The 17,323-nt window shown below is 67.7% G+C and carries 12 protein-coding genes; 3 read left to right on the top strand and 9 right to left on the bottom strand.

Going from position 1 to position 17,323, the window contains the following annotated elements; genetic code table 11:
• Positions 1-22: 22 nt before the first annotated feature.
• From SVA_RS07595 to SVA_RS07585, 3 genes are all read right to left on the bottom strand, one after another.
• Positions 23-2,158 carry a YjbH domain-containing protein gene (locus tag SVA_RS07595; protein WP_096460661.1) on the bottom strand — a complete coding sequence of 712 codons (2,136 nt, stop codon included), beginning with the start codon at positions 2,156-2,158 and terminating at the stop codon, positions 23-25.
• Between the two features lie 75 nt (positions 2,159-2,233).
• Positions 2,234-2,578, bottom strand: a complete 345-nt coding sequence (locus tag SVA_RS07590) for a hypothetical protein (protein ID WP_096460660.1) — start codon at positions 2,576-2,578, stop codon at positions 2,234-2,236.
• A gap of 27 nt (positions 2,579-2,605) precedes the next feature.
• Positions 2,606-4,525: a response regulator gene (locus SVA_RS07585; RefSeq protein WP_169924016.1), complete on the bottom strand. Its 1,920-nt coding sequence runs from the start codon at positions 4,523-4,525 to the stop codon at positions 2,606-2,608.
• 523 nt (positions 4,526-5,048) lie between these two features.
• On the opposite strand from SVA_RS07585, the gene SVA_RS07580 reads away from it, so the two are divergent.
• Both SVA_RS07580 and SVA_RS07575 read left to right on the top strand, forming a co-directional pair.
• A complete protein-coding gene (locus tag SVA_RS07580; RefSeq protein ID WP_096460658.1) occupies positions 5,049-5,468 on the top strand; it encodes a fibronectin type III domain-containing protein in 420 nt (139 codons plus the stop codon).
• Positions 5,469-5,496: 28 nt separating this feature from the next.
• The gene (locus SVA_RS07575; RefSeq protein WP_148665410.1) at positions 5,497-5,769 is read left to right on the top strand and encodes a hypothetical protein; all 273 of its coding nucleotides are present in this window, start codon (positions 5,497-5,499) and stop codon (positions 5,767-5,769) included.
• Between the two features lie 21 nt (positions 5,770-5,790).
• Here the strand turns inward: SVA_RS07575 and SVA_RS07570 are convergent, their stop codons facing one another.
• The 4 genes from SVA_RS07570 to SVA_RS07555 are packed head-to-tail and all read right to left on the bottom strand — an operon-like array spanning position 5,791 to position 11,048.
• Positions 5,791-7,032: a glycosyltransferase family 4 protein gene (locus tag SVA_RS07570; RefSeq protein ID WP_096460656.1), complete on the bottom strand. Its 1,242-nt coding sequence runs from the start codon at positions 7,030-7,032 to the stop codon at positions 5,791-5,793.
• Positions 7,016-8,326 (bottom strand): nucleotide sugar dehydrogenase, encoded by a 1,311-nt coding sequence (locus SVA_RS07565; protein ID WP_096460655.1) that lies wholly within the window; start codon positions 8,324-8,326, stop codon positions 7,016-7,018. Before SVA_RS07565 ends, SVA_RS07570 begins: the two co-directional genes overlap by 17 nt.
• On the bottom strand, positions 8,323-9,015 hold the full coding sequence (locus SVA_RS07560; protein ID WP_169924015.1) for a class I SAM-dependent methyltransferase: 693 nt from the start codon (positions 9,013-9,015) through the stop codon (positions 8,323-8,325). The genes SVA_RS07565 and SVA_RS07560 overlap by 4 nt, the downstream gene beginning before the upstream one ends.
• Complete coding sequence (locus tag SVA_RS07555; RefSeq protein WP_096460653.1) at positions 9,012-11,048, bottom strand: heparinase II/III family protein; 2,037 nt, start codon at positions 11,046-11,048, stop codon at positions 9,012-9,014. Before SVA_RS07555 ends, SVA_RS07560 begins: the two co-directional genes overlap by 4 nt.
• A 326-nt stretch (positions 11,049-11,374) precedes the next feature.
• On the opposite strand from SVA_RS07555, the gene SVA_RS07550 reads away from it, so the two are divergent.
• Entirely contained in the window at positions 11,375-13,099 is a 1,725-nt protein-coding gene (locus tag SVA_RS07550) for a hypothetical protein (RefSeq protein WP_096460652.1), read from the top strand.
• Between the two features lie 32 nt (positions 13,100-13,131).
• On the opposite strand, the gene SVA_RS07545 is transcribed toward SVA_RS07550, so the two are convergent.
• Both SVA_RS07545 and asnB read right to left on the bottom strand, forming a co-directional pair.
• Positions 13,132-15,333, bottom strand: a complete 2,202-nt coding sequence (locus SVA_RS07545; RefSeq protein ID WP_096460651.1) for a Gfo/Idh/MocA family oxidoreductase — start codon at positions 15,331-15,333, stop codon at positions 13,132-13,134.
• Between the two features lie 29 nt (positions 15,334-15,362).
• Positions 15,363-17,303: an asparagine synthase (glutamine-hydrolyzing) gene (asnB, locus tag SVA_RS07540; protein WP_169924014.1), complete on the bottom strand. Its 1,941-nt coding sequence runs from the start codon at positions 17,301-17,303 to the stop codon at positions 15,363-15,365.
• Positions 17,304-17,323: the final 20 nt, after the last annotated feature.

Raw genomic sequence — 17,323 nt, 5'->3', positions numbered from 1 at the left:
CCACAAGCGCTTCTCCATGCCCCTACTTGCGGAAATCCATGAAAGGGTTGTGCTCACCGTCGTCGAAGTGGCGCGCGAGCTCGAACTGACGATAAAGATCGCCGGGCGACTGCACCATCTGCGCGACGTCGCGCGTGAAATCAACGAGGCTGAAGTTCGCACGCTCGCGCGTATCGCGGGTGAGCATCGACCGTAGCGGTATGGAGAGAAAAAGCCCTTTGTCGCGGAACGGGTCCCCCGGTTGTCCCGGGCCGGTAATGTCCTCCGCATCCGTCCAGGAATACCATCCGCCCATCTCGACTCCGGAACGAAAGCGTCGCTTGAGCTCGAGGCGCACCCCGTCGTCCCGGGCGAGGAAGCGACCGAGGCGCGTCGTCGCGGTGACGCCGTAGCGCGGAACCCGGTAATGCAGAGAGGCGAGCGCCGTGACGGTGGAGTAGTCGCGGAACGCGAACACCTCTCCCGGCGCCCGCTGCCGCAGCGCATCGACCGCCAGATCGGCCGCCCAGGCCGAGTCGGTCGGCAGGTAGAGGAACTGAACGCCGAGTCCGCCGTACATCTCCTCGTAGTAGCCTGCCGACCAGCGCGCGTAGAGCTGTTCCGCCGGATAGTGATATCGATTGAGGAGGAGCCGATCCAGCCGCACCGGCCCGCCTTCGCCCAGGTACTCCGCGATGTCGCTGCGCACGTGGGGCAGGAGACTGTCGGAAGGCTGCGTGACGTCGCTCACGTCTTCGAACAGCGTCAGGCGCGCGCCGCCGAGCAGAAACCAGCCGCGGTGCAGGCGTCGCGCGTAATCGAGTCCCGCGTAGCTGTCGTAGTGAAAGGCGCCGCTCGGATCGTTGAAAAAGAACCGGACGTTGAACGGGACCACCGTGAAATGCGAACCGCTCGGGTTCTCGCTGCGCAGCAGGAGCGCATGTCCGTCCTCGCCGTAGCGCGCCTCGAGGCCTCCGCCCTCTCCCCGGGGCGGTATCAGGTCGGCCAGGCCCCTGAAGTCCGTGGCCGCTTCGGGCGACGCGAAGGCGATCCGTACGGTGTCCTCCATCGACGGGGCGTCGGTCCCGCCCGCGAGAAACCGATCGAGGTGCGCGAGGTCGTCGAAGACGTAGGTCAGCACGGGCAGGTCGTTGAGCGTGTAGACGATGCGCAGGCTTTGCAGGTCGCTCGGCCCGAGCGCGAGCAGCACGCGCGCGGCCCGGCCGACCGCGCGACCGATGACCGAGATGCGCGGATGCGAGAGCCTGACCTCGAGCGAGCGATCGCCTGCGGAGAGCTCGACCGCGCGGAAGCCCTCCGCTTCGAGCGCGCGACGGAGGCCGTGCTGCGCCCCGGGGTCCTGCAACCACTGCTCGAGCGGCGGACCGGCGGGAGCCGCGCGCGCGAAGGGGGGAGGCTCGTCGATTTTCGGAATGAACTCGCGTCGGTTCAGCGGCACGGTGACGTAGAGATTGGCGCCGACTTCCCCGGACTGATAGGACACCTGCCCGCCGAACCAGCCGCTTCGGTACTCGATCCCGTACGTCGCTCCCCCTTCCCGATCGAGCGCTCCCGATGTCGACGCCTGGTAATCCTCGGCGTAGCGCGTGGCGTCGTACTCGAACACCAGCCCGAGCCGCCGCAACCCGGGCGGCCGATAGCGCACGCCGCCGAACCAGCCGTCGATGCGCTCCTCGCCGTACCCCAAGCCCCAGTCGAAGCGCCCCGCGCGCTTGCTGATCGCGAGGTAGCGCGCGGCGAACAGGCGCGTGCCGGTGAAGTCCTGCGCGCCGACCGCGATCTGCGGCAGGAAGGTCGATTCCGGCGCGAGGACGATCTTCGCGTCGAACGCCTTGTCCTTGTAGTCGCCGTAGGCCTGGTCCTCGAAACCGGGCGAGAGGTTGTCGATCCGCGTATAGCGAGCCGAGAACTCGAAACGGGGGAACAGCGACACGCTGCTCCAGCCGGCGAAGTAAGGCTCGGCGTTGCTCGAGCCGATGCTCCATGTCCCTTCCGGCTGGATGCGCGCGCTCGGCATGTGGACGAACCCGGTCTGGCCGCTCAGGCTCGCCTCGCCGAGCGCGCCCTCGGGCCATCCGATCATTCCCGCTGCCAGGGGAAACAGCGCAGCCACGACAAGGGGGTCGGGCGAGCGGCACACGCGATGCGCGTGCGCCATCGCTCGATCACCGGGTCGGTGCTCCTGCCATCGGTTAGTATTATGGTAGGCGATGGCTCGTGGTCCGGACGAAGGTCAGTGTTGTGTGGTCGATCCCCCGCCATTCCCGCCGCCGCCCGCCAACGCGGCCAGGGCGGCGGCAACGCCGATGCCGATGAGCACGTTGCGGCGGGTGGCGCCCTCCGGCTGCTCCGCCTCGGCAACCTCGCTGGGGGGCGGCTCGGCGGGCGTCGCGGTCGGGGGTGGACTCGGCTCGGCCGCGGGCGGCGCCGGTTTCGGCGGCGGTGCCTTGGGCGGAGGTGCCGGGGCCGGGGGCGGCTCGCCGATCGCCTGCGCGTACAGATCGCCGGCGAACGAGGTCCCGGAGACGGGCAAGATCAGGAGTGCGCACAGTATCCGCTCACGCATCTTATTGTTCATGCTTCCCCTCCGGGCACCTCGATGGCGCTAACGGCTCGCTCGACGTTCGCTGTGGTAGAGGCGCTCGATCCGCGGCCGGCCGTCGGCCTTGCGAACGAGCAACGTGAGACTGCCTTCGTAGTGATAGACGGAAGCATCACCCTGCCGCCGCACCTCCACCTCGAACTCGCCCCAGCCGTGTGCCTGTTCGCCCTCGACGTCCCAGTTCATGCTGTCCACTCGCATCTGACGCAGATCGGTCGTGCGGAAAAGCCGGTCATAATCCTCTCGGACCGCCTGGCGCGTGATGCGATCGTTGGTCTGCACGTTGTCCGCAAGCAGCGCCATGAACTGCTCGATGTCGCCGGCCTCGTAGACGGAGACGAAACGCTGCAGCAACGTCGTGAGCTCCTCGCGCGATAACCGGGCGGACGCCGGCCGCGGCGGCGGGCTGGGCGGAGCCGGCGTCGCCGCCGCCGCCACGGACGTGTTGGCGGGCCGATCGGACATCGCGGGAACCTCGGCGGCCGACGATGACTCCGGTTTTGCCGCCGGCGGCGGGGTCGCTGCACGGGGCGGGGACGGCCTGGTCTCCGCCGTCGGGGCCGGCTGAGCGTCGCGCGTCACCGGTTCCGGCTCGTCGGTCTTGGGCGCCGGCGAAGCGCGCGCGGACGGCTTCGGTGGCTCTTCCCTGCCTGCCGTCCCTGCGGCGGCCGGCGACGCCGACTCGACCGGGTTGCGAGGACGGCTCGCGACGTCGGCCGACGATGGCTTGGATGGAGCCGGCGCTTCCGTCACCGGGGGGCGCCGCTCCTCGTTCGGGCGACCGGACTCCGTTCGCGAGCCGGCCACCGCCGCCTCCTTGCGGCCGCCGCCGGGTTTCGAAATCGCCGGGGGCGGACCGGACGCCACGGGTGGCGCGGTCGCCGGCGGATCGTCCGGCACCGGTTCGGGCGCCGTCGTGTTCACGTTCGCCGATGTCGGGGTCGGCGGCGATTCCGCGCGATCGACCGATTCGGACAGGGCGGTTCTCGGCTCGCTCGTGCGCTCCGCCGGCGGCGCGGTATCCAGCCGCCCGACGGCCAGCGACTTGGGCCGCTGCGGCGTCTGGTTGAGGAGCAGGATCAACGTGATGGCAAGAATGACGAGCACGGTCGCCGTGAGCGTGATCGTCGTCGTCGAGCTGATCCGGTACAGACGCTCGGCCCATCCGCGAGGCCCGGCGACCGCAGGCCTGCCGCCGCCTCGCGCCTCCACCCAGATGGGTCGCTCACCGGGCCTGCGCGCCGGCGTTTCCTGCCGCTGCGGACGCGGGGGCGCCGGGGACGCGCTCGACCTCGCCGAGGCACCGTTCGACGCTTCCGGGCGACCCGCGCGGGCGGTCGGCATGGTTCCGGTGAGATTCATCGCCCGCCGGCTCTGCTCGAAGAGACGGTTTCGCGCCTGGACGCGCGTGAGCAGCGTCGCCGGTTCGATGTCCTGGGTCAGGTAGTCGTTGGCGCCCGCGAGCAACGCCGTCTGCTTGACGTTGGCGTCCTCGCGCTCCGCGTACAGCATCACCGGCAGACCGACGAGGTGCGAGGGACCGTTCGGACGCCGCAAACGCCGGATCAGCTCGATGCCCTCGAGCCGAGGAAGACCCGTACCGGTGAGCAGCAGCCTGATGTCACGGTGCGACGCGAGCGTTTCCCAGGCGTCCTCGCCGTCGTCCGCCTCGAGAACCTGAAAGTGCCGCTCGAGCGCCGCACGTACGGCGCCGCGCACGCCCGGATCGGCGTGGGCGACGAGGATCGGGGGAGGCGGCGGTGCGGCCGCCTGGCGCGCGGCCGCCGGTGAGGCGCGCTCTTCGAGCGCCAGGTCCTCGTCATCCGCCCGCTCGTGCACGTCGGCCCCGATCTTCGATTCGAGCGTCGCGGCGAGCTCCTCGATCGAGACCCGGTCGGCGTCGTGCTTGGCGTTGCGTCCCATCGTTGTTTTCGGCGGCGCCGCATTCGGGCGACGCGTCTTCCCTGTTACGCGAGGCAAACCACGATAGCACAGCTTCCCTGACGCAAATACGTGAGGCTCGCGCGGAAAATGACGGCGCATTCGCTGCGCGTCACGTCTCGAGCAGCGCCATTCATCGGTCGCTGCTCGACGCGCCGCTCCGCTCGTCCGCGGCGCGCCGACTCCCATCCTGAAAGCGTGGAAATACCGCGCCGCGAATGAAAATAATGCGTGCGGGTCGATCCGGTCGCGAACCGCCGAAGCCCCGCAGGGAGATTGGAAACACTACAGCGCGAGGCCGACAGGAACTCGCCAACACCAAGAACGACGAGGCATGCCACACCCCGCTCTTTCCGGGCTCGCCCCGATCCGCAGGACGACTCGTCTTCGTTCCATCCCGCTCTTCCTCGCGCGCCCTCCCACCCGGCCACTTTGCGCCCGCGTTCTCTCGCGCCCCGGCAGTACGCACCGCTCAACACCGTGCTTTATTCTTCGGAGATTTTTCATGCGACACATCTTCTGGGTACCGCTGCTCGTCGCCTCGATGACCGCCTGCAGCGGCGGTTCCGGACAGGACTCTTCGGCGCCGACGGGCGACCAGCCCGGGTCCCCGTCCCAGGTGTACACGCCGCCGGCGCCCGGCAGCGCCACCGACGTGGTGCTTCAACTCACGTGGCAGCCGAATTCGGATCCCGTAGCGGGTTACCGCGTCTACTTCGGAACGACACCCGAGGGCGCCACCGCGCAGCTCTCCGATCTTGCCGTCGCCAACCGCGCGCTCAACTCGCAGGCGCCGTCCGTCTCGTACAACGCCGGCAACGATCTCGGGCTCGATCCCGGAAGCCAGGCCTGCTTCCGGCTGCGCGCCTACAACAGCGAGGGGGTGATGTCCGACTGGTCACAACCCGCCTGCGCCACGATCTGACCAATAACCCACGGGAGGTAAAAAACGAATGCGCTTCAGAATGAAGATCCGCGGTAACGATCGTCCCGTTGTACGGACACGGCTCGCCGCCGTCCTCGGCCTCACCCTTCTGCCGATCGCCGCGGGCATCGCGGGCCTCGCCACCACCGACCTCGCCCTTCAAACCCGCTCCACGCCGCCGACCATGGGGGCGCTGGAAGCCGGCACCGCCTCGACTCCCTCGACGCCGCCCACCACGCCACCGGTCGCGACCGCACCGGCGGCGCCCACGGGCCTGGTCGTCGCCCGGTTCGTCATGTAGTCGTCGGGGCGTGCCCGGCGTTCAGTCCCGGCGCGGCAGATCCGCCGCCGCCGGGCGCACGTCCCGCTTTCCGTAGAGCGCCTCGTACGCGGCGAGCAGCGCCGGGGCCTCGTGCTCCCACGCCAGTCGCCGGACCACCCGGTCGCGCCCGTACTCGCCCATGCGGGCGCGGCGACTCGGGTCGTCGAGCAATTCCGCGATCTTGCGCGCGAAATCGACCGGGTCGTTGCGCGTTGCGTACAGCGACGCCTCCTGCGCGGAGTACCGCCCTTCCTTGAGATCGAACTGCACGATGGGCTTTCCGAGCGCCATGTACTCCATGATCTTGTTCATCGTCGACTTGTCGTTCATCTCGTTCGCGATATCCGGGTTGACGCAGACGTCGGCGGTGTTGAGGACCGCGAGGAGCTCCTCGTCCGGCACGCGGCCCGTGAACGTCACGAATTCCCGGATGCCCAGCTCTCCGGCATAGGCCTTCATCGCGTCGAGCTCCGTGCCGCCGCCCACCAGCGCGAACTGCACGTCGGTGCGACCGAGATCCCGGACCAGGTGGCGAACGGCCTGCAGCAGCAGGTCGATGCCTTCCTGCCGCCCCATCACGCCCACGTACCCCACGAGGTACGGGCGCCCGCGCCGGAGCGCCGGAACCGGGGGCAGGACCCGCAAGCGGCGCAGATCGGGGCCGCTGCGGACGACGAACACGCGATCGGGGGGCATGCGTCCCCGCTCGATCGCGATCTCGCGATAGGACTCGTTGGTGGCGATCGACACGTCCGCCGCAAGAAACGTCAATCGCTCCAGCACCCGCAAGAGGCGATAAAACGCGTCGCGGCGTCCGAACTTGGCCTCGTACAGCTCCGGGTTGATGTCGTGGTGATCGAACACGAAGCGCTTGCCCAGGAGCTTGAACAGTCCACCGATCAGGAAAATCGTGTCCGGCGGGTTGCAGGCGTGGATGACGTCGAAGCCCCGCGTCGCGTAGATCTTCCACGCCAGCACGAGCTCCCAGAAAAGCGCCGTCCCGTACTCGAGCAGGTAGCCGAGCGCGCCGTCGGCTTCGAACGGAAGGGGATGGCGGTACACATGGACCCCGTCGATCGTGTCCCGCGCCCGCTCGAAGCCCTTGCCCTTCGGGCAGATGACGGACACCTCGTAGCCCGCGGCGACGAGCGTCGTCGCCTCCTGCCACACGCGCCGGTCGAACGGCACCGGCAGGTTCTCGACGATGATCAGGACGCGACGGGGGCTACCAGCAGATGCCATCGTAACCCCCGCGTGTGGCGCCCTCGACGATGCGCACGAAGTCGATCAGCGCCTGCCCATCGCGCATCCTCGACGGGACGGCGCGAAACTCCGGTTCGCCGTTTCCGATGACCACCGTGTCGGCGAAATCGACCACCTCGTCGACGCTGCCGACCATGAGCCGGGAGAGATGCGGAATGCGGTTCAGGATGTAATCCCGGTTGGCGCCGACGAGACCGGCAAGCCGCACGTTGCGGTCGTAAAGACGCAGCTCGTAGCCCTTGCCGATCAGACGCTCTATCACCTCCACGACGGGACTCTCGCGCAGATCGTCGGTGCCGGCCTTGAAGCTGAACCCCAGCACGCCAACGCGCTTGCTCCCCTTCTCCATGATCATGCGCAGCCCGCGCTCGATCTGCCGTTCGTTGCTCGGGAGGATGGCGTTCAGGATGGGCAGGTCCAGGTCGAGCGACTTCGCCTTGTAGCAGAGCGCCCGCACATCCTTGGGGAGACACGATCCGCCGAACGCGAATCCCGGCTTGAGGTAATACGGGGAGAGATTGAGCTTGGTGTCGCGGCAGAAGATCTGCATGACCTTGTGCCCGTCGATCCCCAGCTCCTTGCAGATGTTTCCGATCTCGTTCGCGAAGCCGACCTTGAGCGCGTGCCACGCGTTGTCCGTGTACTTCACCATCTCGGCGGTTTCGACGTCGGTGCGAATCAGCGGCGCCTCGATCCCGGAGTACAGCGCGGCCACCGTCTCGCCGCTCGCGCGGTCGATCTCCCCGATGACCGTCTTCGGGGGATGGTAGAAATCGAATACCGCGCTGCCTTCCCGCAGGAACTCGGGATTGATGCACACCCCGAAATCCGCGCCGGCCCGCTTGCCGGAATGTTCCTCGAGGGTGGGGATCACCGTATCCCGCATGGACCCGGGCAGCATCGTGCTCCTCACCACGACGGTATGGCGCTCGGTCTTCTCCCTGAGCGCGACGCCGATCTCCTCGCACACCCGCCGGACATAGCTCAGATCCAGCCCGCCGTTCCCGCGGCTCGGTGTTCCGACGCAGACGAGCGACAGCTCCGAATCGCCGATCGCCTCTTCCGCCCGCCCCGTCGCGGTCAGCCGTCCTTCACGAACGGTGCGCTCGATCACGACGTCGAGATCTTTCTCGATGATCGGCGTGCGGCCGTCGTTGATCAGCGCGACCTTCGCCGGCACCGGATCGACGCCGATCACGCGATGCCCGTCCCGCGCGAGGCATCCGGCGGAAACCGCCCCCACGTAGCCCAGCCCGAACACGCTTATTTTCATGTCAGTCCCTTGATCGCCATGATCGATTTGGTCATACCCCATACACGCTCGCGCACGATGCGCGCCTCCGGAAACAGACGGCGCATTTCCGCGATGGAAAGCAGGCGCCAGTCGGGGCTCGTCCGCTTCACCCAGACCCGGTTGGTGACCCCGAGCAGCGGCACCAGCAGCCGCCGCGGCAGGTAGCCGACGAACGGAAGCCACGTGTGGCTCTCTATCGGAAACCACCGGTTTGGCGTCTGCACGAAGTAGCCGCGCCCGAGCCGCCGTATTTCGCTCGCGAACTCCGCCTGGCGTTCGTCCGCGATGCGCCGGAACTCGCGTCCGGAACGCAACGTCCAGACGGCCGTCTTCGGAAGCGTGACGTGCTCGATGACGGACGAGCAGTAGACGACGTCGAAAAAGCCGTCATCGAACGGCAGCCGGCCGGACTCCGGAATGACGACGGGCGTGAACCCGAACAGCCGCCGGCCCCGCTCCACCGACTCCACGTCGATGTCGGCGATGTAGACGTTTCCGGGCGCGATTCCCGCGCCCTGGAGGACCGCGGCGATCGAGGAGCCGTCTTCCGATCCGATGTCGAGCACCTTCGAACCGGGACCCAGCCGGAACCGGCTGCGGAAGACATGCGCCCGTCCGGCCCGCGCCCGCGCCCGGAAGCCGTTGACCGCGTGCGCGATCGCGCTCATGGTCGAACCCCCTGCCGCTCGATGAGCAGCCGTGCCGTCAGCCGCGTCGCGCCCGCTATCGCGCTTCGCCAGACGGCGGTCGTCGTCGGGATCTTCACGTCGAAACGCCGGGATACCCATCCGAAACGCGGCGTCTCCGATCCCCGGTAAAGCGCGAGCTCGACCGCCTCGCCCGGAACGAACCTCACCCGGATCTCCCCGCAGCTCGCCTCGATCTCGCCGTCGCGCCCGCCCCGGACCGCCACGCCCTCGGCGAAGTGCCAGCACCGTTCGACGGTGTGCCCTCGCGCGCACGTCAGGGTGTCGGTGACCTCGATACGCTCCTCCGCCTTGTCGAGCACGATTCTGCGTTCGTGCCCGACGGGATCCTCCAGCCGCGAGTAGCCGTCGTGTCGACCGACGAACACGTCCATGTACTCGCCGGGCCGCCACTCCCTGCACGCGGCCCGGGCGTGGCGCATCCACATGAACGGCCCGCCCGGGACCGACTGATCCGCTCCGTCCACCCGCACGGTGTTGTGCGCGCCCGTTCCGCGGAAGTAGTCCCGCCATTCGCGCTCGGTGTGATAGGCGTAGGTACCGGGGTCGATCAGGAACTCGTTCCCGCCGATCGACAGCGTGAAGGCGAGCGCGTCGGCATGGCCGTGCGCCGCGATGCGCTCGTAGCCGAGGGGCCCCGCGTCGACGACCAGCCGTATCTCCGTCGCGGCGTCGAGATCCTTCCCGAGCACCCAGTAGCCGCCTTCCGGAAACGCCCGCGTCGCCGTGCCCGCGACGGACGGCAGCCGCGCGTACGCGTCTTCGCCGTCCCGCCCCAGCAGCCAGCGGCTCTTGTCGTCGAAAGCGCGGGACTTGCATTTGAAATCCGGACGCCCGAAGAGCACCGCCCCGGTGGCGAGGAGCGAGCGGTAGGGACAGAAACCGGAATCCGGAGCGAGGGCCACGACGAACCCGTCGTCCGCGTCGCCGATCATCGGCATGTGACCGCCGGTGTCCAGCAGGGCGGCGATGAACCCGAGCATGCTCTCGAGGCGCCGCCAGTATGCGTCGGGAAAGGGTTCGCCGTGCGCGCGCGCGGCGCGGCCGGAGAGCAGGAGGAAATCGAGCACGAACTGCTGATAGGCGATCGCCTGCTCGCGGTTGACGCCGTCGGGCGCGTTCTGCCGCAGGGCCTCGCGCAGGAGAATCTTCCGGGCTTGCTCGCGCCAGACGCCGGTCCGATGCCAGTGAGGCCACGTCGTGGCGCCGATATAGAGCCCCGCCGCCTCGCCGATCAGATGATTGTTGGCCGACGAGAAGCGGGAAAAGTGACCCGCGATGAAGTGCAGGTGCCGGAACACCGACGAAAGCCACGCGTGCCGGAAGCGCCGTCCCTCGCTGTCGGCGAATACGGAGGCATCCGCTCCGCCGAGGAGCTGCCAGACCAGGCTCCAGTTGATCAGGCGGATACCGAGCTCGAGCGAGCTCGTCCAGTTGGGACCGTGCAGGTAGGGACACTGCGCGAACCAGGAGTCGAGGAGTCGGCGCACGCCGAGCGCATAACGGAGATCGCCGCTCAACCGGTACGCCTGCGCGAGCGTGACCAGGTGGAGGTGCCGGTTCGGCTCCCAGAGATACTTGATGTCGCCGACGAGCGCTGCGTCGCGGTAGTTCAGGTGTTTGCCGAAGCCCAGCGGCGCCAGGCGTCCCGATTTCGGGTCGCGGTTCCACTCCGGAACCGGGCCCTGGTCGATGTCCATCCCGAACACGCGCAGGCGACCCGAGAGCACCCGCTCGGCCGCCGCTCGATAGGGAGCCGGGTCGACGTCCGGATTCGGCGCGATCCAGAGCCGGCCCCGCCGGGCCAGATCCGGACGGGGGACGCCCCTCGCAGTGCCGAGGCCGATCTGCTGCGCCTGGCCGGCCACCTTCTGTCGCAGGCGATACCCGATCTCGGGCACCGACATGCAACGAAGCCGGTTCCAGTACCACTGCAGCGGGCTCGCCCTCGATTCGGGCGCCGCGAATTCGCTCTTCCTGAGCAGTCGTTCCATGGCACCACTACGCTTTGTTCGGCGTCTCCATCCCGGCGCGTCTTCCGCGCGGACCGTGGCGGTCGCGAGCCGGCGTGGATCCGATGCTCTCGCGATTCTCTACCGATTCTCGCCGTGCGTCATCCGCTTGTCCGGTGGTCATGTTCTTCGTCGCCCGCAGCGCACGCCTCGTCCATTTTTTTGACACTTTCTGCGGCGCGCAGCGTCATCGCCGCTTGTCCACCGTGAAGCGACTAATGTCCGGGATTCGTTGAAGGTCTTTCGCACGCAGGCATAATCGCCGTCGTTGCCACATACTTCATCCCAATAAGGGAGGCGAACTCCAGATGCGTTTCCGTCCGTACCTTCCCGCTCTCCTCCTGCTCGCGGCCCCGCTGGGCGTCCACGCCGCCGACCGTAACGGGTACACCGCGCTGTACGAGTGCCGCGCCGGCGGCACGCAGTGCAACGTCGACGTCGAATCCCTCGGTACGCGCGCCTGCGATCAGATCATCACGCCGTCGATGGCCTGGTCCTCGATAAACTGGTCGAACAACACCATTTGCATCGCCAACGGCGACCACACCGGAAAGGGAAGACTGACGGTCCAGGGCAGCGGCACGTCGAGCAACTACAAGGTGCTGCGTTACTACCGCGGCGACGACAACAACGACGAGCCCTGGAGCCAGTCCGACGGCAACAAGGCGAAGATCCAGGGACTGAACGTGACCGGCAGCCACTGGGTCATCCATCGCCTCACGTTCCCGGCGTCGTCCGTCGGGCCCAGCCCGCGCATCCAGAGCGACTCCAATTCCGGGAACCAGGTTTTCAATCGCCTTCTCGTCGAGGGCGGTCCGGGGATCGGCGTCCTGTACTACGGCTACTCGCAGAACTGCAACGCCGGAAGCGGCTACAACAACATCACGGTGCAGAACAGCGTCTTTCGCAGTCTCGACCCGATCGGGTACCCGAACGAGTCGGTCGCCGTCGACCTTCAGTGCGGAAACAACCTGCGCGCCGTCAACAACGAGATCTACGACTGGGTCTCCCACCCGATCCAGCTGGGCCACAACGTCTCCGACGCCAACCAGCCGGACCGTTCCGGCATCGTCGTCGAGAACAACGATCTCTACGTGAGCCCGGCGCGGCACACCCAGGGCGGGGCCCGCGCCATCGCCGAGTCGCCGCTGTCGATCAAGATCGACGGTACCGCGTCGTCTCCGGTTCAGGTCATTCACAACCGGATCTGGGGATCGCGCTACACGGACATGAACTATTGCTGCAACGGCGAGGGCGGCTACGGGATCACGCTCTACGACTACGCCAACTACATCCTGATCAAGAACAACATCATCTTCGAAAACCAGATCGGCGTGAGCAACGTCGCGCGGCAAACGTCCTTCGTCGGGAACCTCTTCTACAAGATCCAGCGATACGACAGCGGGGTCAACAGCATCGTGTTCGACTCCTGGACCTGGGGAACCTATCAGCCGGCCAGCAACTACGAGATGTACTTCAACACGCTCATCAGCGCGACCGGTAGTTCGTTCCCCGGCCTCGACCACAGCGACGTCGACGTCCGGTGCAACGTTCTCCTGTCTTCCGGACCCAAGAACTCCGGGAACCCGCCGAGCAGCACGCGCGCCGACCGCAACGCCTTCTACGACTCGCCGGCGTGGACCTTCAACGGTGACGGCACCAACGTCACGAGCGCCGTCAAGACGCGCGCCAACTCCACCTACTATGCCCCGGGCGACATCGTCCGGCTGGCCGGGCCCGAGAACTGCCGCACGGACTCCGACGCCGCGTGCTTCCTCTATCGCGTGACGGCCGGCGGAACGACCGCGGGCAACGGGCCGCAGTACTGCACCAGCCTGGGTTGCACGACGGAGGACGGCTCGGTGTCCCTGCAGGCCATCCGCGGACCGTACACGTTCTACCGCAAGCTGCGGACGAACCCCGAGCCGTACACCATTCCTTACGCCCGCGTGCACGTCAGCGCCCCGGAGGCGTACGGCTGCCCGAGCGATTTCGGAACGCGGCAGGGCATCGGCATCAACAACGAGAGCTGAGCATCCGGTCGGGAGTGGACGTTGCAAGGCGCTCACTCCCCTTTCTCGGTTCCGGCAATCCACTCCTCCCGCAGACCCGCCAGCGGGATTTCCCGCCCGGTCCGCAGCGATTCGCCCGCCGCGAGGGTCGCGAGCGTCGTGTCCAGCAGGCTTTCATAGGGAATCGGCATCGGGGTGCCCGCGCGCACCGCCAGGACGAAAGCCTCGAGGGCGTGCCGCTGACCCTTGTCCATCCGCATCGAGAGACGGCGTCGCGTGGATCGGTCGTAGTACAGCAGCGACTCGAAGTTGTGCATCTGCATCGTCACCCCGCCCCCGAACAGCTCGAGATATTCCTTCGGCAGCTTGGCGCCGCCCTGGGTCAGGTACAGCAGGTTGCCGATGGAACCGTTTTCATACCGGACGACGACGGCCAGGTTCTCCAGATCGTCCGGAGTCGTTTCGGGAGGTCGCAGCGCGGCGGCCGTCACCGCGACGGGGCGGGCGTCGATCAGGCAGGAGAGGAGATCGAGGAAATGCCCCGCTTCGCCGACGAACCGTGAACCCTGCGACGGGTCGAGGTACCACGAGCCCTGCTCCAGCTGCCCGGCATGCACGCGATAATGACCCACGGTCGGCCCCTTCGAACCTCCGAACCGTCTCGTCAGCTCGCCGATCATGGGCGCGAAACGCCGGTTGAACCCGACCATGAGGCGCTCGTTGCCGGACTCCCTGGCGGCCGCGACGACCGACGCCAGTTCGCTCAGCCCGAGCGCCAGCGGCTTTTCCACGTACGTGGCCTTGCCGGCACGGAGACTTTCGGCCACCAGCCGGGCGTGCGAGGAATGGCGAGTGGCGATCAGGACGGCGTCGATGTCGTCCGCGCCGATAATCTCCCCGTGGTCGGTCGTCACCGATTCGAATCCGAATTTCCGTCTTGCGTTCTGACCCGAGAGGCTGGTCGTTACCGCCACGCGCGCCAGCGTGACGTCGTCGCGGCCGGCGAGGTGCGGCAGGAGCATGCTCGACGCGTAGTTGCCGGCGCCGATGACGCCGATCCTCACCCGTCCCGGCCTCTTTTCCGGCGCGCGCGCCGCCCGCCCGGTGCGCACCCGCAACCGCGCAGGTTCCTCCTCTCCGTACCTCAACGCGACTCCCAGGAAATCCCGTGTCCCCGATGCGATGTCTTGATACAGTCGCTCGGCGTCGTCGAAGGCGTACTCTGCCGAAATGATCGGCTCCACCTGCACGGCGCCGTCGCGGACCAGATCGAGGAATGCCGAGAGATTGCGCCGCTCCGTCCATCGGACATAGCCGATCGGATAATCGATGCCCTGCTCCTCGTAGACCGGGTCGTAGCGGCCGGGACCGTACGACCTCGAAAAGCGAACGTCGAGCTCCTTGAGGTAGTAGTCGTTCCAGGGCAGATCGAGCGTCGTCTTGCCGATGTCGACCACCCTCCCTCGATCGCGGGCGACCCGGACGGCGAGCTCCGTGGCCGAGTTGTCGGACCCGCCCGCCACGATGAACACGCCGTCGACGCCGTGCCCGCCGGTGAGCCGATCGATCGCGCTTTCGAGGCGAGGGTCCTCGGACGTCATCGCGGACGCGGCGCCCAGACGCTCGGCCAGGCGGCAGCGCGCCTCCAGCAGGTCCACGCCGAGCACGCGGACCCCGCCCGCGCGCAGGATCTGCACCAGCAGCTGCCCAAGCAGACCCAGCCCGATCACGCAGGCCGTCTCGCCGAGCTGCAGCCGCGCCTGACGGAATCCCTGCAACGCGATGGCGCCGACCGTCGCGAAGGCCGCGTCCCTGAGAGAGACGTTCTCCGGCACGGGCACGACCAGGTTCCGCGGCACGAAGTTCACCTCGGCATGGTTCGCGTAACCGGCTCCCGCGCAGGCGACGCGCTGGCCGACCGTGAATTCCTCGGCGCCGCGTCCGACCGCCACGATCTCGCCGGCCAGCGAATACCCCAGCGGAGTCAGGGAGTCGAGCTTGTTCATGACCTTCCTGAAGGTCGCGACCACGCCCTGCTGCCGCGCCGTGTCGATCACCTTGCGGAGCTGATCCGGACGCGCCCGGGCCTTTCCGAGGTACGACAACCGTCCCTCCCGCACCTTCATGCCTTCCGTGCCGATCGATACCGCGCTGTACCGCGTGCGAACGAGCACCCCTCCCTGCTTCAATGCGGGCCATACGACCTCTTCGATCTGCACGGTCCCCGTCCGGTAGTTCTGTGTGATCTGTCTCATGGCCGTTTTCCTGCCGTCGCAGTCTCCTTTCACGCCCGGCGGACGAGTGCACCGGGACCGGTGGCGACATCGGGTGCCGGGGCTTCGAAATTCGCCCGAAACCATATTTCGTTCGTGAGGATCGTCCAGATGATCAGCGCGTTGTCGTCGAGGCCCGCCCGATCCCGCGCCACCAGCTCGCTGACCACGCCCGGCTCGTACAGCTCGGACGCCTTCATGGCCGACGGCGCCAGCAGATCGTCGACCATCGGCGCAAGCGGTCCGCGTATCCAGGAGCGCAGCGGCGATCCGAAGGGCGCCTTCGGCCGATGCACGATATCCGCCGGCAGGTACTTTTCGGCCACGCGCTTCAGCAGGTACTTCTGACGGTTCCCGCGAATGCGGTCCCGCGGAGGCCGCGAAAACATGAACTCGACCACCTCGTGGTCGGTGAGCGGCGGCCGCCCTTCCACGCCCGCCGCCATGGTCGCCTTGTCGGAGTACAACAGGTTGTGTTCCGCGAGGAAGAACGTCGTGTCTCCCAGGCACATGCGCGTCAAGTACGACGCGGCGCAGCTCTCGAACAGCGCCTGCTGGGCGGCGTAGAAGCGCGACTCGCGGTACGCCGCCCTGCCCCGGTACAACCGCTCGTACAGCTCTCCCGGTAGCGAGAGATCGGACGCGAGATAGCGGTCCAGCGGCGGCAGCGAGGCGAACGAAAAGAACCGCTTCGCCCAGCGCACGGTCCGCAATCCCCGGCTGTTCGTCGCCACCGGCGCGCGCGCGAAGGCGCCCTCGACGATGCGCCGCAATGCCGGCGGCAGCGCCCGCTGGTACTGCTCGGCGCGCAGGCACGCCAGATGCTTGCGGTAACCGCCGAACACCTCGTCGCCGCCCATGCCGTTCAGGAGCACCGGGATGCCGCGTTCCCGGGCGGCGCGCGCGATCAGGTAGGTGTTGATGGCCGCCGGATCCGAAAGCGGTTCGTCGAGATGCCAGGTGATGCGCGGCAGCAGTTCGTCCACCCTCGGTTCGATCTCGATCTCGTGGTACTCGAGCGCGAGATCCCGCGCGACGCGCCGGGCGTAACGGCTGTCGTCCGGCATGGCCTCGAAACGTTGGTCCTTCTCCGCGTGGCGAATCGTGAAGGCGTGGATGTCGCGCGTGGTGAGCCGCCGCATGAGGCAGGCGATCACCGAGGAATCCAGGCCTCCGCTCAGCAGCACGCCGACCGGCACGTCCGCGATCATCTGTCGTTCGACGGCGCCCTTGAGGAGATCGTCCAGCCGGCCGACGGCGTCGTCCCCGTCGGGAGCGGAATCCTCGGAAACCCGTAGTGTCCAGTAGGGGCGCACCGACGCGCGACCGTCGCGATACGTCAGTGCGTGCCCTGGCGGCAGCTTGCGGACGTGCTCGAAGCCGGTGTACGGCGGCACCTGGTAACGGACGGGAGTGGCCAGGGCCGCCAGGTCCGGTCGCCTGGGCACCTGCGGACACGCGAACAGCGCCTTGGCCTCCGAGGCGAACACCAGCATGCCCTGCCCTTCGTAGTAGTAGAACGGTTTGACGCCGAGCCGGTCCCGGGCGGCGAACAGGAGGCGCCGGCGGCAGTCGTAGATGGCGAAGGCGAACATCCCGTTCAGGCGTTCCAGGCAGCGGTCGCCCCAGCATTCGTACGCGACGAGGAGCACTTCCGTGTCGGTCGACGACCGAAACCGGTAGCCGAGCCGGATCAGCTCCTCCCGGAGCTCCCGGTAGTTGTAGATCTCCCCGTTGTAGGTGATCCAGATCTGTCCGGACGCGTCGCACATCGGCTGATGGCCGGCCTCGCTCAGGTCGATGATGCTCAGGCGCCGATGCCCGAGGGCGGTGCGCTGTTTTTCCAGAACCACGCAGCCGGCGTCGTCCGGCCCGCGGTGGGATTGCACGGCCGTCATTCGCGCGACGGCGGCGCCGTCGGGTCGTCCCACTATGCCTGCGATTCCGCACATGAAGTCCGTTTCCTCGTCTG

It is taken from the genome of Sulfurifustis variabilis (assembly GCF_002355415.1).
GTDB lineage: Bacteria > Pseudomonadota > Gammaproteobacteria > Acidiferrobacterales > Sulfurifustaceae > Sulfurifustis > Sulfurifustis variabilis.
This window is presented reverse-complemented; position numbering and strand designations above follow the sequence as displayed.